We start from the raw sequence: 20,118 nt of genomic DNA on the forward strand, positions 1-20,118 counted from the left end.
GAGTATGCGGCCGGTGGGGCTCAAGAAACCGTGCTCTCAGGGGAGTTGGCCGGACCGACGCTGCGCGTTCACTTCACCGGATCCGGGCGGGACCGGGGCGTTCCTCCCCTCCCCTCCCCTCCCCTCCCCTCCGCGTGTGTCGCGGGCGCACGAAAAAAGCCCGCCCCAGGTGGGGCGGGCTTGGCTCGGAGCGGTGTCAGGGCGCCTGGAGATCGACCAGTTCGGCCAGCGCCGCGCGATGCGCGCCCGCCGTGCCGTAGGCGATCGAGTCGGCCTTGGCGCGCTTCAGATACAGGTGGACCGGGTGCTCCCACGTCATGCCGATGCCGCCGTGCAGCTGGAGCGCCTCCTCGGCGGCGTGCACGGCGACGGGTGCCGCGTACGCCTGGGCGACGGCGACGGCCACGTCGCTGTCCGCGCTGCCGGTGGCCAGCGCGTCGGCGGCGTTCCGCGCGGCGGCACGGGTGTTGACGACCTCCAGCCACACCTGGGCCAGCCGGTGCTTGAGCGCCTGGAATCCGCCGACCGGCCGGTTGAACTGCTTGCGTTCCTTGAGGTAGCGGACCGTCTCCGTCAACGACCAGTCGGCGAGCCCGAGCTGCTCGGAGGCGAGCAGTCCGGCGCCGGCCCGCAGCGCACGCCGTACGGCCGCGGGCGCGTCCGCGGAGAGCTGCCGCGCGGGCGCGGAGTCGAAGGTGACGCGGGCGAGCGGCCGGGTCTGGTCGAGGCTGACCTGCGGGACGATCGTGACGGCGTCCGCGTCGACGGCGTACAGCCCGCCGTCCTCGGCCGGGACCAGCAGGACATCGGCTGCCGCCGCGTCCGCGATGCCCGTCAGCTCCCCGTGCAGGGAGCCGTTCTCCAGCCGTACGGCTTGGTAGGCGCCGCCCGGTCCGACGTTCAGCGGGACGGCGAGGGCGCCCACCGTCCGGCCGGAGGCGAGTGCGGCGAGCAGGTCGGCCGCGACCGGTCCCTCGCAGGCCAGCAGCGCCTCGGTCGCGACCACGGCGCTCGTCAGATAGGGCACGGGGGCGACCGCGCGGCCCAACTCCTCCAGGACCACGGCGGCTTCGCGGTGCGTGGCACCCTGGCCGCCCCGCTCCTCGGGCACCAGCAGGCCCGCGAGGCCCATGCTCTCCGCGAGGGCCTTCCACAGCTCGGGGTCGTGCGGAGCGCCGGACTCGCCGCGGGTGATGACGTCCGCCGCGGCGCAGCGGTCGGTGAGGAGGTCGCGGATGGCGGCGCGCAGCGCCTCTTCCTCCTCGGTGTAGAGCAGATCGGGCTCGGTGCTCACCTGGCTCATCGGGCGAGGTCCTTCCATGCGACGTCCTTGTCGGTGCGCGGCTCGGACGGCAGGCCGAGGACGCGTTCGGCGACGATGTTCAGCAGGACCTCGCTGGTCCCGCCCTCGATGCTGTTGCCCTTGGAGCGCAGGTAGCGGTATCCGGCGTCCCGGCCGGTGAAGTCGACCAGTTCGGGCCGGCGCATCGTCCAGTCCTCGTACAACAGGCCTTCCTCGCCGAGGAGTTCGACCTCCAGTCCGCTGATCTCCTGGTTCAGCCGGGCGAAGCCGAGCTTCATGCCGGAACCCTCGTGGCCGGGCTGGCCCTGGGCGAGCTGCTGGCGCAGCCGTTCGCCGGAGAGCCGGGCGACCTCGGCCTCGACCCACAGCCTCAGCAGCCGCTGGTGCGTGTCGTGGGTGCGCAGTTCGGGCCGCTCGCGCCAGGTCCTGGAGACCGGGCCGATCATGCCGCCCTCGCGCGGGATGCGCATGCCGCCGATGGAGACGCGCTCGTTCATCAGGGTGGTCTGCGCGACCCGCCAGCCGTCGCCGACCTCGCCGAGGCGGTGTGCGTCGGGGATGCGGACGCCGGTGAGGAAGACCTCGTTGAACTCGGCCTCGCCGGTGATCTGGCGCAGCGGCCGCACCTCGACGCCCGGGTCGGTCATGTCGCAGATGAAGTAGGTGATGCCCCGGTGCTTGGGCACGTCCGGGTCGGTGCGGGCGATGAGGATGGCCCAGCGGGCGAGGTGGGCGCTGGAGGTCCACACCTTCTGTCCGTTGATCACCCACTCTCCCCCGCTCCCGGCCCCGGCGGTGTCCGAGTGGACGGCGCGGGTACCGAGCGCGGCGAGGTCCGAGCCCGCGCCGGGCTCGCTGAAGAGCTGGCACCACACCTCCTCGCCGACCCACAGGGGCCGCAGGAAGCGCCGCTTCTGCTCCTCGGTGCCGAAGCCGAGGATGGTCGGGGCGGCCATGCCGAGGCCGATGCCGATCCGCCGAGGGTCGTTGTCGGGTGCGCCCGCGGCCGCCAGTTCGGCGTCCACGACGGCCTGGAGACGGCGCGGGGCGCCGAGTCCGCCGAGGCCCTCGGGGTAGTGCACCCAGGCGAGGCCGGCGTCGAAGCGGGCCCCGAGGAAGTCGAGCCGGTCCGTTTCCCCGGGCGGGTACGCGGCCAGCAGCTCCTGGGTGCGGCGGCGCAGTTCGGCTGCGTCGGTCATGCGGCGGCTCCGTTCTCCAGTGTGGGCACCACGGCGATCCGTCCGGTGGTGACTCCGTCGGCGACCCGCTGCACGGCGGCGGCGGCCCCGCTCAGCGGCACCCGCTCGCTCACCAGCGGCTTGATCGCGCCCCGTGCGGCCAGTTCGGTGAGCTGCTCGTGGCAGTGCAGGACGAGCTTGGGGTTCTTGGTGTTGTACAGGCCCCAGTGCAGGCCGAGGATCGCGTAGTTCTTGACGAGGGCGTGGTTCAGCGCGGGGCTCGGGATCGAACCGCTCGCGAACCCGACGACCACGATCCGGCCCTCGAAGGCGACGACCTTGGTGGACTGGGTGTAGGCCTCGCCGCCCACGGGGTCGTAGATCACGTCCGCGCCGCGTCCGCCGGTCGCCTCCTTGACGGCGGCGATGACGTCCTCGGCGCGCCGGTCGACGACGACGTCGCAGCCCAGCCCGCGCGCCACGGCGGCCTTGTCGGCGCCGCCCACGACACCGATGACCCGCGCGCCCGCCGCCTTTCCGAGCTGCACGGCCGCGCTGCCGACCCCTCCGGCGGCCGCGTGGACGAGCAGCGTCTCGCCGGCCTCCAGGCGGGCCCGGCGGTGCAGGCCGAACCAGCCGGTCTGGTAGCCGATGTGCAGGGCCGCGGCCTCGGCGTCGTCGAGGGCGTCGGGGGCCGGCAGCAGGGCGGCGGCGTCCGCGACCGCGTACTCGGCGAAGCCGCCGTGCGGCAGGGCGGGGTTGGCGATCACCCGGCGGCCGTCCTCGGTCTCGCCGCAGATCTCCACTCCCGGCGTGAACGGCAGCGGGGGCCTGACCTGGTACTGGCCGCGGCACATCAGCGCGTCCGGGAAGTTGATGTTCGCGGCGCGCACCTTGAGCAGGACCTGGCCGTCACCGGGCGTCGGCCGATCCACCTCCAGGAGGCGCATCGCCTCTGCGGGCTCGCCGTTCTGGTGCACTTGCCATGCCTGCATGCGGGCCTCCAGGGGACTGTGTCGGCTGACCGGGGTCCATCGCATACTAAGCGGTCGCTTGCCGCCCTGGGAACAGCGGACGCCCCGCGTCTTCGCCGAGCCCCGGCGCCGGCGCCCGCTGCCGCGCCGCCGCCCCCTCTCACAGCTCCTTGGACCGGGCCTTGGGGCGCGCCCGTACGTGCATCCGTTCCCCCTGCGGGCCGAAGAGGCTCAGGAACTCCGCGGGCCCCTCCCCCGCCGACCCGAACCAGTGCGGCACACGCGTGTCGAACTCCGCCGCCTCCCCGGCCTCCAGCACGACGTCGTGCTCGCCGAGAACCACCCGCAGCCGCCCGGAGAGCACGTACAGCCATTCGTAGCCCTCGTGCGTGCGCGGATCGGGTTCCGTCGTCCGCTTCGGTTCGAGCACCTTGTAGGCCTGGAGTCCGCCGGGCTGGCGGGTCAGCGGCCAGTACGTGCGGCCATGGCGCACGATCGGCTCGGCCCGCACCCGGGGATCGCCCACCGGCGGGGCACCGACCAGTTCGTCCAGCGGGACCTGATGGGCCCGCGCGATGGGCAGCAACAGCTCCAGGCTGGGCTTGCGCAGCCCCGACTCCAGGCGCGAGAGCGTGCTCACCGAGATGCCGGTCGCCTCGGACAGCCCGGCCAGGGTCGCCCCGCGTTCCTTCCTGATCCGGCGCAGCCGCGGACCCACCTCGGCCAGGACCTCGTCCGTCGCCGCGTCGCCGGTCACCCCGCGCCCGCCGCCGTCGCTCTCGCCCGCACGGGCCGCGTCACTCATCCCTCTATTGCAGAATCGGCAAAGACGTTTGTCAATCCGGAGGGTACGGGGCGACCTTCTCCATGGAGGTGGTCACCATGACCGGGACAACGACAGGAACATCGGCCGGAACGTACGAAGCCGTCGTCGTGGGCGGCGGCACGGCGGGGCTCTCCGCGGCCCTCGTCCTCGGCCGGGCGCGGCGCCGGACGCTCGTCGTCGACGAGGGCGCGCCGCGCAACGCGCCCGCCGCGCACATGCAGGGCTATCTGACCCGCGACGGCATGCCGCCCGCCGAGTTCCTCGCCGAGGGCCGGCGGGAGGTCGAGGGGTACGGCGTGGAGATCGTCCGGGGCCGCGTCGTGGACGTCGTCCGGGACGGCGCCGGCGAGTTCGACGTCACGCTCGGGTCCGGGGACACCGTCCACGCGCGCCGGCTGATCGTCACGACGGGTCTGGCCGACGAGTTGCCGTCGGTGCCCGGCGTCGCCGAGCGCTTCGGGCGCGATGTGCTGCACTGCCCGTACTGCCACGGCTGGGAGGTCCGCGACGAGGCCTTCGGCGTGCTGGCCACGACGCCCATGAGCGTGCACCAGGCGCTGATGGTCGGCCAGTGGTCGAACGACGTCACGCTGTTCCTGCACACGGTGGCCGAGGACGAGCTCACGGACGACGACCTGCGCCGGCTCGCCGCCGCCGGGGTCGCCGTGGTGCCCGGCGAGGTGGCGGAGCTGGTGGTCGCCGGGGACCGGCTGACCGGCGTACGGCTCGCGGACGGGACCGCGCACGACCGCTCGGTGCTGTTCGTGGCGCCGCGCCCGGTACCGCGGACCGGCCTGCTCGAACGGCTGGGCGCGGAACTGCGGGAGACGCCGTTCGGCAGCTACCCGGTCGTCGACCCGACCGGGCTCACCAGCGTGCCCGGCGTCTGGGCGGCCGGCAACGCCGCCGGTTTCGCGGAGCAGGTGGTGAACGCGGCGAGCGGCGGATACCGCGCGGCGGCCACGCTCAACGGCGAACTCCTGTTCGCGGACCTCGACGCGGCGATCGCGCGCGGGCAGGGCTGAAACACGTCGGCCGGGGGCGCGCACCGGATCCCGTACGGGTGTGAAATGGGCGCTCGCGTTGCACGATGGCTGCATGCTGCTGAGCAGGCTCGCCCATGTGTCCCACGAGGTCGCCGCCACCTCGGCGCGGTCCCGGAAGACCGCTCTGCTCGCGGAGCTGTTCCGGGACGCCGAGGCGGACGACGCGCCGATCGTGATCCCGTATCTGGCGGGCCGGCTGCCGCAGGGCCGCCTCGGCGTCGGCTGGAAGGTGCTGAGCACAGAGGTCGCGCCCGCCGCCGAACCCACCCTCACCGTGCGCGAGGTGGACGCCCGGCTCACCACGCTCGGCAAGGTCTCCGGCACCGGTTCGCAAGCCGAACGGGCCCGCCTGGTGGGCGAGTTGATGGAGGCGGCCACGGAGGAGGAACAGCGCTTCCTGTTCGGGCTGCTCACCGGCGAGGTGCGCCAGGGCGCGCTGGACGCGCTCGCGGTGGAGGGACTCGCGGAGGCGACCGGCGCACCCGCGGGGGACGTACGCCGGGCGGTGATGCTGGCGGGTTCCCTGCGGGCGGTGGCGCGGGCCCTGCTCGCGGACGGTCCGGGCGCACTGGACGGCTTCCGGCTCACCGTCGGCCGCCCGGTGCTGCCGATGCTGGCCCACTCCGCCGCCTCGGTCTCCGAGGCGGTCGGCAAACTCGGCGCCTGCGCGGTCGAGGAGAAGCTCGACGGCATCCGGGTGCAGCTGCACCGGGACGGCGAGGACGTCCGCGTCTACACCCGCACCCTCGACGACATCACCGACCGACTACCCGAACTCACCGCAGCGGCCATGGAATTGCGGGGCGAGCGGTTCATCCTGGACGGCGAGGTGATCGCGCTGGACGACCGGGGACGGCCGCGTTCCTTCCAGGAGACGGCCGCGCGGGTGGGGTCCCGCGTGGACGTGGTGGCGGCCGCGCGGACCGTGCCCGTCTCCCCCGTCTTCTTCGACGCCCTGTCCGTGGACGGGCGGGACCTGCTGGATCTGCCGTTCACCGATCGGCACGCGGAACTGGCACGGCTGGTGCCCGAGCCGATGCGGGTCCGGCGGACGCTCGTGCCGGGGCCGGGCGATGCCGCGCGGGCCGAGACGTTTCTCGCCGACGCGCTGGCCCGGGGGCACGAGGGTGTCGTGGTGAAGGCCCTCGACGCCCCCTACGGCGCGGGCCGGCGCGGTGCCGCCTGGCTCAAGGTCAAACCCGTGCACACCCTCGACCTGGTGGTCCTGGCGGCCGAATGGGGTCACGGGCGGCGCACCGGCAAGCTCTCGAACCTGCACCTGGGCGCCCGTACCGCCGACGGCTCGTTCGCGATGCTCGGCAAGACGTTCAAGGGCATGACCGACGCGATGCTCACCTGGCAGACCGACCGGTTCCGGGAGCTGGCCGTCGCGGACGACGGCCACGTGGTGACCGTACGGCCCGAGCTCGTCGTCGAGATCGCGTACGACGGTCTGCAGCGCTCCACCCGCTACCCGGCCGGCGTCACCCTCCGCTTCGCCCGGGTCGTGCGTTATCGCGAGGACAAGCGGGCGGCCGAGGCCGACACCGTGGACACCCTGCTGGCCGCCCACCCGGAGGTGACGCGATGAGCGCAGCGCAGCACGGACGCAGGAGCGCGGGACTCCTGTTGTTCCGGCACACCGACCACGGCATGGAGGTATTGGTCGGCCATATGGGCGGCCCGTACTTCGCGCGGCGCGACGCCGGGGCCTGGACCCTTCCCAAGGGCGAGTACGAGCCCGACGAGAGTGCCTGGGACGCAGCCCGCCGTGAGTTCCGGGAGGAGCTCGGGCTGCCGCCGCCCGACGGCGAGGCGCTCGCGCTCGGCGAGGTCACCCAGACGAACGGCAAGGTGGTCACGGCCTGGGCGATCGAGGCGGACCTCGATCCGGCGGCCGTGGTCCCCGGCACGTTCACGATGGAGTGGCCGCCGAAGTCGGGGCGGCGGCAGGAGTTTCCCGAACTCGACCGGGTGGAGTGGATGACCCCGGAGCGGGCCCGCCCTCTGCTCGTCAAGGGGCAGACCGTGTTTCTCGACCGGCTGGCTGAGCACTCGGCCTGAGAGCCGGCGTTCGGCCAGCAGCGTCGGCTCACCTCGGGGCCCGCCCGCGTTGCGCCGCGCGGCACCGCGCGGGAGGGTCGGGGAACAGCCAGCTTTCAGGAGGTCGGCCATGCCCATCGCGACGGTGAACCCGGCGAACGGCGAGACGCTCAAGACGTACGACGCCCTCGGCGCCGAGGAGATCGAGCGCAGGCTCGCTGCCGCCGAGGCCACGTTCCGTACGTATCGCACCACCCCGTTCGCTGAACGGGCCCGGCTCATGCACCGCGCGGCCGGTCTGCTGGACGAGGACCTCGAGGACATCGGCCGGGTGATGACCACCGAGATGGGCAAGCCGGTCAAGCAGGCCCGGGCGGAGGCCGCCAAGTGCGCCAAGGCCATGCACTGGTACGCCGACCACGCCGAGGACCTGCTCGCCGACGAACTGGCCGCCCCCGCCGACGCCGCGGACTCCGGGGCCTCCCGGGTCCTCGCGCGCTACCGGCCGCTCGGCCCCGTGCTCGCCGTGATGCCCTGGAACTTCCCGCTCTGGCAGGTGGTGCGCTTCGCCGCGCCCGCGCTGATGGCGGGCAACGTGGGACTGCTCAAGCACGCCTCGAACGTTCCGCAGACGGCCCTGTACCTGGAGGACCTGTTCCGGCGTGCGGGCTTCCCCGAGGGCTGCTTCCAGACGCTGCTGATCGGGTCGGGGGCGGTCGAGGGCGTCCTGCGCGACCCGCGGGTCAAGGCGGCCACCCTCACCGGCAGCGAACCGGCCGGCCGGGCGGTCGCCTCGGTCGCCGGGGACGAGGTGAAGAAGACGGTGCTGGAGCTGGGCGGAAGCGACCCGTACGTCGTGATGCCGTCCGCCGATGTGGAGCGCGCGGCGACGATCGCCGTGACGGCGCGTGCGCAGAACAACGGGCAGTCGTGCATCGCCGCCAAGCGGTTCATCGTGCACGCCGACGTGTTCGACGCCTTCGCGGAGCGGTTCGCGGCGGGTATGCGGGCCCTCAAGGTCGGCGACCCGCTGGAGGAGGACACCGAGATCGGGCCGCTCTCCACCGAACAGGGCCGTGCCGACCTGGAGGAACTGGTCGACGACGCGGTCGAGAACGGGGCGACGGTGCTGTGCGGTGGCGAACGCCCCGACGGTTTCGGCGGCGGCTGGTACTACGCGCCGACCGTGCTCACCGACATCACGCCCGCGATGCGCATCCACCAGGAGGAGACGTTCGGGCCGGTCGCCACGCTGTACCGGGCCGCCGGTCTGGACGAGGCGGTGGCCCTCGCCAACGACACCCCGTTCGGGCTCAGCTCGAACGTGTGGACGCGTGACGAGGCCGAGGTGGAGCGGTTCGTGCGCGATCTGGAGGCGGGCGGGGTGTTCGTCAACGGGATGACGGCCTCGCACCCGGCGTTCCCCTTTGGCGGGGAGAAGCGGTCCGGCTACGGGCGCGAACTGTCGGGGCACGGAATCCGCGAGTTCTGCAACATCACCACCGTATGGCACGGAGCGTGAGCGTTCCGCAGCTACGATCCCTCGTGTGAACCGCGAAGTGACCCTCCCCCTGATCGTCGACGACCGCGGCACGTTGCAGGTGGCCGCCGGCGACGTCAGCAAGCTGCTGCGCACGGTGGGCGGCCGGTGGCTGCATCTGGTGGAGGCCGGCCAGGACGGCCTCGACGAGGACACGGTGGCCGCGCTCACGATCGAACTGGCCAAACTGGCCGATCGGATCGACGTGGCCTGCATCGCGCACAGCAGCGGCCCGACCGGCCGCTGAACGGGTCGGTGACGGCGCCGGACCGGATCGAGCGGCGGACGCCGTTCCGCTTCCGAACCCCCCGGCCCCGCCGGAGGCCGGGCGGGACCGGCGAGTGTGCCGCGCCCGGCCCGGTGTCCGGCCGGAGCCGGGTTCAGGCGACCCGCTGGTCCAGTTCCCACAGCGCGTGCCAGAACTTCTCCTCGTAGGCCTGGAGCAGCCGCCCGTGGCGCAGGACGTCGTCCAGTGAGATCCGTTCGGCGTCGAGCCCCGCCTGTACGGCGGCCAGTGCCTTGATCTCCAGGTCGGGCGCGGGCTCGGCGAAGAAGTCGAAGAAGCCGCAGACCTCGTCGTCGAAGCCGTAATGACGGCGCAGGGCCTCGGCGATGGTCTCGCAGTAGCCGCCCCAGGCCGCGATGTTGGCGCCGAGCGCGATGACCACGTCGGCCGGCTCCCCGTTCAGGGCGAGCCAGGCGACGTACGCGGGATAGGCCTGGCAGTCGGCGAGGGGTTCGTACTCCGCCGCCCGTGCCTCGTCGGCTCCCACCGCGGCGGCGAACGCGGTGAGCCGGTCCCCGGCCACCGCCTCGCCCTCGGCGAGCGTCGCGAAGAAGGCGGCGCTCTCCGCGTCGGCGGCCGCCGAGCGTTGGGCCAGATGAACGAACGCCCGGTGATCCGCGGCGATCACAAGACGCTGTTCCAGGGCGAGGGCGGCGAGCGTGCCGAGCTGGGCGGCGCCCCGGGCGATCAACGGCAGCAGCCGATTGGCGTGCGGGTCCGGGGCGAGGTTCCCCGTGACGCCCTCCAGCAGTTCCCTGGCCGTCCGCGTCATCACACGCTCCTTCGGTCCGGCTGACTCCGAGCCCCCGCGACCAGAGTGCACGGTCACCCCCGGTTCCCCGCGGTCCGACGCGAAATCCCAGGTCCGGTGGGGTGACGAGAGCCACCCGGGAGCAAGCCGGCCCCGCTCGCCCACACGCCGCGTCTCGTTCCCCCCGGCCCGGCACCTGCGTAGCCGTCGCCGTCGGGGGTGTGGTCGTGCACGGTGCGGCTCCTCGGCGGTGGTACGGGAAGCTTGGCCATGCCCCGAGCCAGTTGTGCACGAGGGGGCGTGACACTGCGGTCCGATGGCAATGCCGATGTTGCGAGACCCCGGGCGCGTGCGGCTCGGGGTCTCGGCGTGCTCTGCGGTGGATACGACTGTCAGAACTGGGCGTTGGCGAGCATCTGCCCGTTCTTGTCGTAGACGGTGACGAGCCCGTTGTCGGACTCGTAGCAGGACGTGAACGCGGTCGCGATCAGCTTTCCCTCACCTGAGTGAGGGCCTGCAAGTCCGCCGGTGAAGTCGGTGTACACCTCGGCGGAGTCGAGGATGTCGTTGCGCTTGTCGGCACCGGTGACTTTGGTGACGTGTTTGACGGCGGCCTTCTCGGTGGGGGTGCCGTTCTTGGTGACGCAGGCTGTGAACTCTTCGGCCTGGCTGGCGGTGTTCTTGTTGTCGGCCGCGCCGGCTGCGGGTTTGGCGCTGTCGGTGCCGGTTTTGGTGCCGCCGCTGTTGTTCATGGCGGCGTTGCAGCCGCCGATGGCGATGACGCCGATGATGATGCCACCGAGAATTTTACCTTTGGCCACTGTTTTTCCCTGAGTAGTGCTGTTGGTACTGGTTTGTGATCGGTGAGAGTAGGGGGCATTCATGCGGGGCGTGATGCTTATGACGGGCCTGTGACCGGAACGGGTGGTAGCGGGCACAAGCGAGGACCCCGACCGGGGACAGTCGAGGCCTTTTGCTGCGCGGGGGCAGGCGGCCGCGACGGATCGCCGACGGCCTGTAGTTCAAGCTCGTCCGATTCGTCAGCTCGGCCGTCTCAACGACCGGGCCGGCGGCGAGGGTGCGAACGAGGGAAGACCCCACCGCCTGGGAGACGATGGACAGGGACCAGGTCGTCCGGTCGCCGGAACACATTGGATCTTTCAGCGGACGAACGAAAGCGGCCCTCCCCGATGATTGGGAGGGCCGCTTTCGCAGCATCGATCTACGCGTGTCCCGCTGGGAACACGCCTCAGCGGATCGGCATCCCGGACAGGGTGCGGGCGATCACCAGGCGCTGGATCTCGCTGGTGCCCTCGAAGATCGTGTAGATGGCCGCGTCGCGGTGCATGCGCTCCACCGGGTACTCCCGCGTATAACCGTTGCCGCCCAGGATCTGGATCGCCTGACCGGTGACCTTCTTCGCCGTCTCGCTGGCGAACAGCTTCGACATCGATCCCTCGGCGGACGTGAACGGCTTGCCGTTGACCGCCATCCAGGACGCCCGCCACACCAGCAGCCGCGCCGCGTCGATCGAGGTGGCCATGTCGACGAGCTGGAAGGCGACACCCTGGTTGTCGATGACCGGGCGGCCGAACTGCTCACGCGTCTTCGCGTAGTCGAGGGCGACCTCGTACGCGGCGCGCGCGGTGCCCACCGCCATGGCGCCGACGGCCGGGCGGGAGGCCTCGAAGGTGGCCATCGCGGCGTTCTTCACCCGCTCGCCGCCACCGGCCCTGGCGCGCTCGCGGGCACGGGCGAGGCGCTCGTCGAGCTTCTCCTTGCCGCCGAGCAGGCAGGAGCCGGGGATACGGACGTTCTCCAGGACGACCTCGGCGGTGTGCGAGGCGCGGATGCCGTGCTTCTTGAACTTCTGGCCCTGCGACAGGCCGGGCGTGCTCGGCGGCACGATGAAGGAGGCGTGGCCCTTGGAGCCGAGGTCCGCGTCGACGACCGCGACGACGACGTGGACGTTGGCGATGCCGCCGTTCGTCGCCCAGGTCTTCGTACCGTTCAGGACCCACTCGTCCTTGGCCTCGTCGTAGACGGCACGCGTGCGCATCGAGGCGACGTCGGAGCCGGCGTCGGGCTCGGAGGAGCAGAAGGCGGCGACCTTGACATCGTTGGCATCCCCGTACATCTGGGGGATCCAGGTGCCGATCTGCTCCTCGGTGCCGTTGGCGAGGACGCCCACGGCGGCGAGGCCGGTGCCGACGATGGACAGCGCGATGCCCGCGTCGCCCCAGAACAGCTCCTCCATCGCCATGGGTATGCCGAGCCCGGTGGCGTCGAAGTACTGCTGCGCGTAGAAGTCCAGGGAATAGATGCCGACCTTGGCGGCTTCCTGGATGACCGGCCAGGGAGTCTCTTCGCGCTCGTCCCATTCGGCGGCCGCGGGGCGGATGACATCGGCGGCGAAGCCGTGCAGCCAGTCCCGGACCTCCTTCTGTTCGTCGTTGAGCTCCATGGTGAACTCGGCCATGTCCCCTCCAGCGCTGCACTAAGCTGTTACTTGCGGTAACTGGAGTGTGTTACCGGCTAGTAGGAAAAGTCAACTCCCGAACCCGGCTCGGGATCCCGTTCGATACCCATACGACGATCAGTGTTAGTTTGCGCAGGCGTCACCGAATCACCACGGGTGGGGAGAGCACATGGACACCACACAACGGACGGATCAGCAGAGGTCCGCCGACCGCCGCCGGCGCGAACTGCTGGAAGCCGCCGACAGAGTGGTGCTCCGCGACGGCCCCGGGGCCTCCATGAACGCCATCGCCGCCGAGGCCGGCATCACGAAGCCCATCCTGTACCGCCACTTCGGCGACAAGGGCGGCCTGTACGCGGCACTCGCCAAGCGGCACACCGACGCCCTCCTCGAAGCGCTGCGGGCGGCACTGGACGCCCCCGCCGAACGACGTGAGCGCGTGGAGGCGACCCTCGACACGTACTTGGCCGCCATCGAGGCACGACCGCAGGTCTACCGCTTCCTGATGCATCCGGCGGAGGGCGGCCAGCCGGGCGACGCCGGGTTCGACGTGGGCAAGTACTCGGCGCCCGTGCTGCGTCGCATGGGCGAGGAACTGGCCGAGGTCATCGAGGAGCGGGTGGACCTCGGACCGGGCAGCCAGCAGCTGGCGCGGGTGTGGGGCCACGGCATCGTCGGCATGATGCACGCCGCCGGGGACTGGTGGCTCGGCGAACGGCCGTGCACGCGCGCCGAGTTGGTCCGAAGCCTGGCCGACCTGTTGTGGGGCCGTCTCGCGGCGGCGGGTGACCGCGTCGGCGGCCCGGGTTTCTGACCGGGGCTCATACGGACACCCCGTCAGCAGGCGTGCCGCCCGCCGCGGGAGACGGTCGGCGGCACCGGACGGCCCTCAGCCGCTCCAGGAAGCCCGCGCCACCTTGCGCAGAAGACGCCGCCGTCGCCACCCGGTGACCCGGTCCGCGTACACCCCGCCTTCGAGGTGGTCGCACTCGTGCTGGAGGCAGCGAGCGAACCAGCCGGTGCCGTGCACGGTGACCGGCTCGCCGGTGACCGTGCGGCCCTCGACGACCGCGTGGTCGAAGCGCTCGGTGCCGGCCTCCAGACCGGGCAGCGAGAGACAGCCCTCCGGTCCGCGCAGGACCACACCGTCCGCCTCGACAAGACGGGGGTTCACCACATATCCGACATGACGGACATCGTCGTCGTCCGGGCAGTCGTACACGAAGACCCTCAGACCGACGCCGATCTGGTTCGCGGCGAGACCGACGCCCTCGGCGGCGTACATCGTCGCGAACATGTCCTCGACGAGCTCCGCGAGTTGAGGACCAAAATCTGTGACGTCCTCGCAGGCTGTACGCAGGACGGGGTCACCTAGCAGGATGAGGGGCCGGACGCGCCCGTGGGTGCCGGGGATGGAACCGTGTCGCATGGCGGCAAGGGTACGGTCCTGGCAGGCGCGCGCATGTCGCGCCGGCACCGAGATGGTGCCGCGATTCGGGCCCGTGAGTGGATCTCGATAGGCTGACCCCCACATGTGCCGGGGGCAGGGGCGCGGCGCGTACGCAAGGAGGATCGAGAAACGATGTCAGGCAACTCGGACCCGCTGTCGCCGCGGGCCAAGCTGGCCGTGACGGCGGGCAAGGCGGCGGCAGCCGTCTCGCGAGCCGCCGGACGCGGCAGCGGATCGGTGATCGGCGGCCGGGTGGCGCTCAAGCTCGACCCCGACCTGCTGGCGAGGCTCGCCACACACCTGGACGTGATCCTGGTGTCGGCGACCAACGGCAAGACCACGACGACCCGGCTGATCGCGGAGGCGCTGCGCGCCGCCGGCCCGGTCGTGTCCAACGCGCTCGGCGCCAACATGCCCGCGGGCATCACCTCGGCGCTGGCCGGCGGCTCGGACGCCAAGTTCGCGGTCATCGAGGTCGACGAGAAGTACCTCGCCGGTGTGGCACGTGACACCGACCCGAAGTGCATCGCGCTGCTGAACCTCTCGCGCGACCAGCTCGACCGGGCCGCCGAGACCCGGATGATGGCCGAGCACTGGCGCGAGGGGCTGGCCGGCTCCAAGGCCGTCGTGGTCGCCAACGCGGACGACCCGCTGGTGGTCTGGGCCGCGTCCTCCTCGCCGAACGTCATGTGGGTGGCGGCGGGCCAGATGTGGAAGGAAGACGCCTGGTCCTGCCCGTCGTGCGGTGGCGTGATGCAGCGCCCCGGCGACGACTGGTTCTGCGGCGACTGCGGCTTCCGCCGTCCCACGCCGACCTGGGCCCTGTCCGGGGACCACGTCCTCGACCCGCACGGTTCCGCGTGGCCGATCCACCTCCAGCTGCCGGGCCGCGCCAACAAGGCGAACGCCGCCTCGTCGGCCGCCGTGGCCGCCGTCTTCGGAGTGCCGCCGCAGGTCGCCCTGGAGCGCATGTACCAGGTGCAGGCCGTGGCCGGACGCTATGACGTGGTCCAGTTCATGGAGCGCGATCTGCGTCTGCTGCTCGCCAAGAACCCCGCGGGCTGGCTGGAGACCTTCTCCCTGATCGACCCGCCGCCGACCCCGGTCATCCTGTCGGTGAACGCGCGCGGCGCCGACGGCACGGACACCTCCTGGCTGTGGGACGTCGACTACACCCGCCTGACCGGACACCCGATCTTCGTTCTCGGCGACCGCAAGCTCGACCTCGCCGTCCGCCTCGAAGTCGCCAACCAGCAGTTCCAGGTCTGCGACACCCTCGACCAGGCCGTGCAGATGGCGCCGCCCGGACGCATCGAGGTCATCGCGAACTACACCGCATTCCAGGACTTGAGGCGTCGTGTCGGCAACTGAGCCACGGAGGACGAAGAGAATGACGGACAACAGCCTGCGCCTGGTGTGGATCTACCCGGACCTGCTGAGCACCTACGGCGACCAGGGCAACGCCCTCGTCGTGGAGCGCCGGGCGCGTCAGCGCGGCCTCGACGTGGCCCGTGTCGACGTGCGCAGCGACCAGCCGGTCCCGACCTCCGGTGACATCTACCTCATCGGCGGCGGCGAGGACCGGCCGCAGCGGCTCGCCGCGGAGCGGCTGCGCCGCGACGGCGGTCTGGAGCGCGCGGTCGGCAACGGCGCGATCGTGTTCTCCGTCTGCGCCGGCTACCAGATCCTCGGGCACGAGTTCATCAACGACCTCGGCCAGCGCGAGCCGGGCCTCGGCCTGCTCGACGTGGTCTCGGTGCGCGGCGAGGGCGAGCGGTGCGTCGGCGACGTCCTCGGCGACATCGACCCGCGGCTCGGTCTGCCCCAGCTCACCGGCTTCGAGAACCACCAGGGCGTCACCCACCTCGGGCCCACCGCCCGCGCGTTCGCGAACGTGCGGCTCGGCAAGGGCAACGGCACGGGTGACGGCACCGAGGGCGCGTACAACGACACCGTGTTCGGCACGTACATGCACGGGCCCGTCCTCGCCCGCAACCCGCAGATCGCGGACCTGCTGCTGAAGCTGGCCCTCGACGTCAACGCGTTGCCGCCGACCGACGACCGCTGGTACGAGGCGCTGCGCTCCGAGCGCATCGCGTCCGCCCAGCAGCCCGCGTAGGGCCGGCCCGCCCCGGCGGGTGAGAGGAACCGTTTCTCGAGGAGGAACGGTTCCTCTTTGCGTTTCCCGGGAAGAACCGTTTCTGCTCCACCGAACAGGCCCGTCCGGCCCCGCCCGGAGCCCGTCTGAAACCGCATCCGCACAGGTGAGCGGGCACGTCCAGCAGGCGGACGCACGGTAGGGCGCGGACCCCTCCCGCCGGTAGGGTGGCGGGGATCCTTGCCGGACAACGTGGTCCGGTCCCCGGACCACGTTGAGAAGGTATTTCGGGCTATGCGCATTGGTGTCCTCACGTCCGGCGGCGACTGCCCCGGCCTGAACGCCGTCATCCGGTCGGTAGTACACCGCGCCGTCGTCGACCACGGCGACGAGGTCATCGGCTTCCGGGACGGCTGGAAGGGTCTCCTGGAGTGCGACTACCTCAAGCTCGACCTCGACGCGGTGAGCGGAATCCTGGCTCGCGGCGGCACCATGCTCGGCTCCTCCCGGGTCCAGCCCGCGCATCTGCGTGACGGCGTGGAGCGGGCCAAGGGGCACGTCGCGGACCTCGGGCTCGACGCGATCATCCCGATCGGCGGCGAGGGCACGCTGAAGGCGGCCCGCCTGCTGTCGGACGGCGGCCTGCCCATCGTCGGCGTGCCGAAGACCATCGACAACGACATCGCGGTCACGGACGTCACCTTCGGCTTCGACACGGCCGTCGGTGTCGCGACCGAGGCCCTGGACCGGCTGAAGACCACCGCGGAGTCCCACCAGCGTGTCCTGATCGTGGAGGTCATGGGCCGCCACACCGGCTGGATCGCGCTGCACTCCGGCATGGCCGCGGGCGCCCACGCCATCGTCGTACCGGAGCGGCCCTTCGACATCGAGGAGCTGGCCGCGAAGGTCGGCGAACGGTTCGAGGCCGGCAAGCGGTTCGCCATCGTCGTCGCCGCCGAGGGCGCCAAGCCCCGCGAGGGCTCCATGCGGTACGACGAGGGCGGCAAGGACATCTACGGCCACGAGCGCTTCGCGGGCATCGCCCGGCAGCTCTCCATCGAGCTGGAGGAACGGCTCGGCAAGGAGGCCCGCCCGGTCATCCTCGGCCACGTGCAGCGGGGCGGCACCCCGACGGCGTACGACCGCGTGCTCGCGACCCGGTTCGGGTGGCACGCCGTGGAAGCCGTGCACCGGGGCGAGTTCGGGAAGATGACCGCGCTGCGCGGGACCGACATCGTGATGGTGTCGCTCGCCGAGGCGGTCGAGACCCTGAAGACGGTTCCGGACGAGCGCTACGCCGAGGCGGAGTGCGTGCTCTGAGCCGTACGCCGTCGGAGCCGCCCCCGGTCGCAGTCGCGGCCGGGGGCGGTTCTACTCTGGTGCGGACAGACAGCGCACAACCTCCCCCAGTGCCGTAAAAGGGCCGGGGAGGCACCCCAGAAACAGGAGCCGGCGGATGGATCACAGCGGGCACGGCATGACCATGGATCTGCCGCCGTTCACGCTGGGGCGGGGGCTCGAGTGGTCCGCGGACCCGTTCTTCCTCGTCGCGTGCCTGCTCGGGCTCGGCCTGTACGGCTGGGGAGCCGTCCGGCTGGCCCGGCGCGGCGACGCCTGGTCGTGGGGCCGTACGGCCTCCTTCGTCATCGGCGTGCTGACCGTGATGCTCGTCATGTGCACCCGGCTGAACGACTACGGCATGGTCATGTTCAGCGTGCACATGGTCCAGCACATGGTGATCAGCATGCTGTCCCCGATCCTGATCCTGCTCGGGGCTCCGGTCACGCTGGCGCTGCGCGCGCTGCCGGTGGCCGCGAAGCGGGGCAGCAAGGGGCCGCGTGAACTGCTGATGATGTTCCTGCACAGCCGGTACATGCGGGTCGTCACGCACCCGGCGTTCACCATCCCGATGTTCATCGCGAGCCTGTACGCGCTGTACTTCTCCCCCATCTTCGACTTCCTGATGGGCTCCACCGCGGGCCACATCGTGATGATGTGCCACTTCCTCGCCGTCGGCCTCTTCTTCTTCTGGCCGATCATGGGCGTGGACCCGGGCCCGCACCGCCCGGGCTATCTGATGCGGATGCTGGAGCTGTTCGCGGGGATGCCGTTCCACGCGTTCTTCGGCATCGCGCTGATGATGGCCTCGGGACCGATGGTCGAGTCGTACAGGAATCCGCCGGCCTCCCTCGGCATCGACGCGCTCGCCGACCAGACCGCCGCCGGCGGGATCGCCTGGGCGTTCAGCGAGATCCCCTCCGTACTCGTCCTGCTCGCGCTGCTCTTCCAGTGGTACAGCTCCGAGCAGCGCCAGGCCAAGCGCATGGACCGCGCCGCCGACCGGGACGGCGACAAGGAACTCGAGGCCTACAACGCCTACCTGGCCTCGCTCAACGCACGCAGCCGCTGAATTCCGGCTCCGCCCGGGTGACCGGGAGTCCGCACGGCCCTGGCGAAGCGCGTCCCTCCGGGTGAAAATGGCCCCAAAGGCCACGGCCCGCGCCGCGGACCCGCCTCGAGGAGGGTGCTGCGATGCCCGGTTCGACGAAGACGATGGGGGTGCTCACCGTGGGCGGGCTCGTCGTGGTGACGGCCTACACGGTGGCGCTGGGCAGCAACGGCTGGCTGTGGTTCGGCTGGGTCGTGCTCGGTCTGATCACACTGGGGATGGTGGCCTCCCACGGCACCTGACCGCGAGCCCGTCGCACCGGCCGGCCTCTCCCCCGGTCCGCCGGGTCCGTCCGCCGGGTCCCCCCGTCACGGCCAAGGGCGGCCGATCCGTCACTGCCGGGGACGGCCGGCCGCCGAGTGCACGCCGGGCTGGTACTTGGGGAGCCGGGCGGTGATCTTCATTCCGGCTCCCACCGCGGTCTCGATGACCAGGCCGTGATCGTCGCCGTACACCTGACGCAGCCGTTCGTCGACGTTGGAGAGACCGATTCCCCCGGCGGGGCCGGCCTCGCCGGACAGGATGCGGCGCAGCCGTTCGGGGTCCATGCCCACGCCGTTGTCCTCGATGACCACGAGTGCCTCCGCACCGGCGTCCTGTGCCGTGATGCTGATGTGGCTCTTGTCGGTCTTGCCCTCGAGTCCGTGCTTGACGGCGTTCTCCACCAGGGGCTGGAGGCAGAGGAAGGGCAGCGCGACCGGCAGCACCTCGGGGGCGATCTGGAGGGTGACGGACAGCCGCTCGCCGAAGCGGGCCCGGACGAGTGCCAGATAGTGGTCGATGGCGTGCAGCTCGTCGGCGAGCGTGGTGAAGTCGCCGTGCCTGCGGAACGAGTAGCGGGTGAAGTCGGCGAACTCCAGCAGGAGCTCGCGGGCGCGCTCCGGGTCGGTGCGGACGAACGAGGCGATCACGGCGAGCGAGTTGAAGATGAAGTGCGGGGATATCTGGGCGCGCAGCGCCTTGATCTCCGCCTCGATCAGCCGTGTCCGGGACCGGTCGAGGTCGGCCAGCTCCAGTTGGACGGAGACCCAGCGCGCGACCTCGCCGGCGGCGCGTACGAGGACCGCGGACTCGCGGGGCGCGCAGGCGACGAGGGCTCCGTGCACCCGGTCGTCGACGGTGAGCGGTGCGACGACGGCCCAGCGCAGGGGGCAGTCGGGCTCGTCGCAGGCCAGCCTGAAGGCCTCGCCCCGGCCGGTCTCCAGCGGACCGCCGAGACGTTCCATGACCTCGGTGCGGTGGTGGGAGCCGACGCCGTCCCAGGCGAGGACCGTCTCCTGGTCGGTGAGGCACAGGGCGTCCGTGCCGAGCAGGGTGCGCAGCCGGCGGGCGGACCGGCGGGCCGTCTCCTCGGTGAGTCCGGCGCGGAGCGGGGGCGCGGCGAGCGAGGCGGTGTGCAGGGTCTCGAAGGTGGCGTGCTCGACCGGGGTGCCGAGTCCGCCGAGGTTCTCGGGCCGGGCGGTACGCCTGCCGAGCCAGAATCCGGCCGCCAGCAAGGGGAGCACGGCCACACACAGCCCGGCGATGAACCCGCTCACCGGCTCACCGCTCCTGCCCCGAAGCCGCACGCCGACGCCCGGCCCGGCTCGGACTCGAACCCGGACCCGGATCCGGACGACCAGCGCGCGGCCCACCGGCACAGCCACCACGACCACCGCCCGGACGGCCCGCGCGACCACCGCTCGGAAGACCGGC

The 20,118-nt window shown here is 71.8% G+C and carries 20 protein-coding genes; 11 read left to right on the plus strand and 9 right to left on the minus strand.

Annotated features, from left to right (window positions below):
- Window positions 1-196: 196 nt before the first annotated feature.
- The 4 genes from OG485_RS08660 to OG485_RS08675 form a co-directional block, all read right to left on the minus strand.
- Complete coding sequence (locus OG485_RS08660) at window positions 197-1,303, minus strand: acyl-CoA dehydrogenase family protein (RefSeq protein WP_328665534.1); 1,107 nt, start codon at window positions 1,301-1,303, stop codon at window positions 197-199.
- Window positions 1,300-2,502 carry an acyl-CoA dehydrogenase family protein gene (locus OG485_RS08665; RefSeq protein ID WP_328665536.1) on the minus strand — a complete coding sequence of 401 codons (1,203 nt, stop codon included), beginning with the start codon at window positions 2,500-2,502 and terminating at the stop codon, window positions 1,300-1,302. The genes OG485_RS08660 and OG485_RS08665 overlap by 4 nt, the downstream gene beginning before the upstream one ends.
- A complete protein-coding gene (locus OG485_RS08670; RefSeq protein WP_328665538.1) occupies window positions 2,499-3,476 on the minus strand; it encodes an NADPH:quinone oxidoreductase family protein in 978 nt (325 codons plus the stop codon). The genes OG485_RS08665 and OG485_RS08670 overlap by 4 nt, the downstream gene beginning before the upstream one ends.
- A 139-nt stretch (window positions 3,477-3,615) precedes the next feature.
- Window positions 3,616-4,260, minus strand: a complete 645-nt coding sequence (locus OG485_RS08675) for a helix-turn-helix domain-containing protein (RefSeq protein WP_328455010.1) — start codon at window positions 4,258-4,260, stop codon at window positions 3,616-3,618.
- 62 nt (window positions 4,261-4,322) lie between these two features.
- Between OG485_RS08675 and OG485_RS08680 the strand changes: the two genes are divergently transcribed.
- The 5 genes from OG485_RS08680 (at window position 4,323) to OG485_RS08700 (ending at window position 9,157) form a co-directional block, all read left to right on the plus strand.
- Window positions 4,323-5,306, plus strand: coding sequence for an NAD(P)/FAD-dependent oxidoreductase (locus tag OG485_RS08680; protein WP_328665541.1), 984 nt, complete (start codon window positions 4,323-4,325; stop codon window positions 5,304-5,306).
- Window positions 5,307-5,379: 73 nt separating this feature from the next.
- Window positions 5,380-6,918, plus strand: coding sequence for an ATP-dependent DNA ligase (locus OG485_RS08685; RefSeq protein WP_328665542.1), 1,539 nt, complete (start codon window positions 5,380-5,382; stop codon window positions 6,916-6,918).
- On the plus strand, window positions 6,915-7,391 hold the full coding sequence (locus OG485_RS08690; RefSeq protein ID WP_328665544.1) for an NUDIX domain-containing protein: 477 nt from the start codon (window positions 6,915-6,917) through the stop codon (window positions 7,389-7,391). Before OG485_RS08685 ends, OG485_RS08690 begins: the two co-directional genes overlap by 4 nt.
- Window positions 7,392-7,500: 109 nt before the next feature.
- A complete protein-coding gene (locus tag OG485_RS08695; protein WP_328665546.1) occupies window positions 7,501-8,892 on the plus strand; it encodes an NADP-dependent succinic semialdehyde dehydrogenase in 1,392 nt (463 codons plus the stop codon).
- A 25-nt stretch (window positions 8,893-8,917) separates the two neighbouring features.
- Complete coding sequence (locus OG485_RS08700) at window positions 8,918-9,157, plus strand: DUF6213 family protein (RefSeq protein ID WP_328665548.1); 240 nt, start codon at window positions 8,918-8,920, stop codon at window positions 9,155-9,157.
- Window positions 9,158-9,290: 133 nt separating this feature from the next.
- Here the strand turns inward: OG485_RS08700 and OG485_RS08705 are convergent, their stop codons facing one another.
- The 3 genes from OG485_RS08705 to OG485_RS08715 form a co-directional block, all read right to left on the minus strand.
- A complete protein-coding gene (locus OG485_RS08705; RefSeq protein WP_328665550.1) occupies window positions 9,291-9,968 on the minus strand; it encodes a transcriptional regulator in 678 nt (225 codons plus the stop codon).
- Between the two features lie 371 nt (window positions 9,969-10,339).
- Window positions 10,340-10,831 carry a hypothetical protein gene (locus OG485_RS08710; protein WP_328665552.1) on the minus strand — a complete coding sequence of 164 codons (492 nt, stop codon included), beginning with the start codon at window positions 10,829-10,831 and terminating at the stop codon, window positions 10,340-10,342.
- A gap of 365 nt (window positions 10,832-11,196) precedes the next feature.
- The gene (locus OG485_RS08715) at window positions 11,197-12,426 is read right to left on the minus strand and encodes an acyl-CoA dehydrogenase family protein (RefSeq protein WP_328665554.1); all 1,230 of its coding nucleotides are present in this window, start codon (window positions 12,424-12,426) and stop codon (window positions 11,197-11,199) included.
- Window positions 12,427-12,595: 169 nt separating this feature from the next.
- On the opposite strand from OG485_RS08715, the gene OG485_RS08720 reads away from it, so the two are divergent.
- A complete protein-coding gene (locus tag OG485_RS08720) occupies window positions 12,596-13,240 on the plus strand; it encodes a TetR family transcriptional regulator (protein ID WP_326789157.1) in 645 nt (214 codons plus the stop codon).
- Window positions 13,241-13,315: 75 nt separating this feature from the next.
- On the opposite strand, the gene def is transcribed toward OG485_RS08720, so the two are convergent.
- Window positions 13,316-13,855: a peptide deformylase gene (gene def / locus OG485_RS08725; RefSeq protein WP_328665556.1), complete on the minus strand. Its 540-nt coding sequence runs from the start codon at window positions 13,853-13,855 to the stop codon at window positions 13,316-13,318.
- Window positions 13,856-14,008: 153 nt separating this feature from the next.
- Between def and OG485_RS08730 the strand changes: the two genes are divergently transcribed.
- The 5 genes from OG485_RS08730 to OG485_RS08750 all read left to right on the plus strand — a co-directional run bounded on the left by OG485_RS08730 (window position 14,009) and on the right by OG485_RS08750 (window position 18,665).
- The gene (locus OG485_RS08730) at window positions 14,009-15,247 is read left to right on the plus strand and encodes a MurT ligase domain-containing protein (RefSeq protein WP_328665558.1); all 1,239 of its coding nucleotides are present in this window, start codon (window positions 14,009-14,011) and stop codon (window positions 15,245-15,247) included.
- 19 nt (window positions 15,248-15,266) lie between these two features.
- Window positions 15,267-15,995, plus strand: coding sequence for a type 1 glutamine amidotransferase (locus tag OG485_RS08735; RefSeq protein ID WP_328665559.1), 729 nt, complete (start codon window positions 15,267-15,269; stop codon window positions 15,993-15,995).
- A 273-nt stretch (window positions 15,996-16,268) separates the two neighbouring features.
- A complete protein-coding gene (locus OG485_RS08740; protein ID WP_328454995.1) occupies window positions 16,269-17,294 on the plus strand; it encodes a 6-phosphofructokinase in 1,026 nt (341 codons plus the stop codon).
- 136 nt (window positions 17,295-17,430) lie between these two features.
- Window positions 17,431-18,384 carry a cytochrome c oxidase assembly protein gene (locus tag OG485_RS08745; protein ID WP_328665561.1) on the plus strand — a complete coding sequence of 318 codons (954 nt, stop codon included), beginning with the start codon at window positions 17,431-17,433 and terminating at the stop codon, window positions 18,382-18,384.
- A gap of 122 nt (window positions 18,385-18,506) precedes the next feature.
- The gene (locus tag OG485_RS08750) at window positions 18,507-18,665 is read left to right on the plus strand and encodes a hypothetical protein (RefSeq protein WP_328665563.1); all 159 of its coding nucleotides are present in this window, start codon (window positions 18,507-18,509) and stop codon (window positions 18,663-18,665) included.
- A gap of 90 nt (window positions 18,666-18,755) precedes the next feature.
- Here OG485_RS08750 and OG485_RS08755 read toward each other — a convergent pair whose 3' ends face one another.
- Window positions 18,756-19,961, minus strand: a complete 1,206-nt coding sequence (locus tag OG485_RS08755) for a sensor histidine kinase (protein ID WP_328665565.1) — start codon at window positions 19,959-19,961, stop codon at window positions 18,756-18,758.
- Window positions 19,962-20,118 lie beyond the last annotated feature (157 nt).

The sequence above is a fragment of the Streptomyces sp. NBC_00328 genome, from assembly GCF_036139655.1.
In the GTDB taxonomy this organism is placed as follows: domain Bacteria; phylum Actinomycetota; class Actinomycetes; order Streptomycetales; family Streptomycetaceae; genus Streptomyces.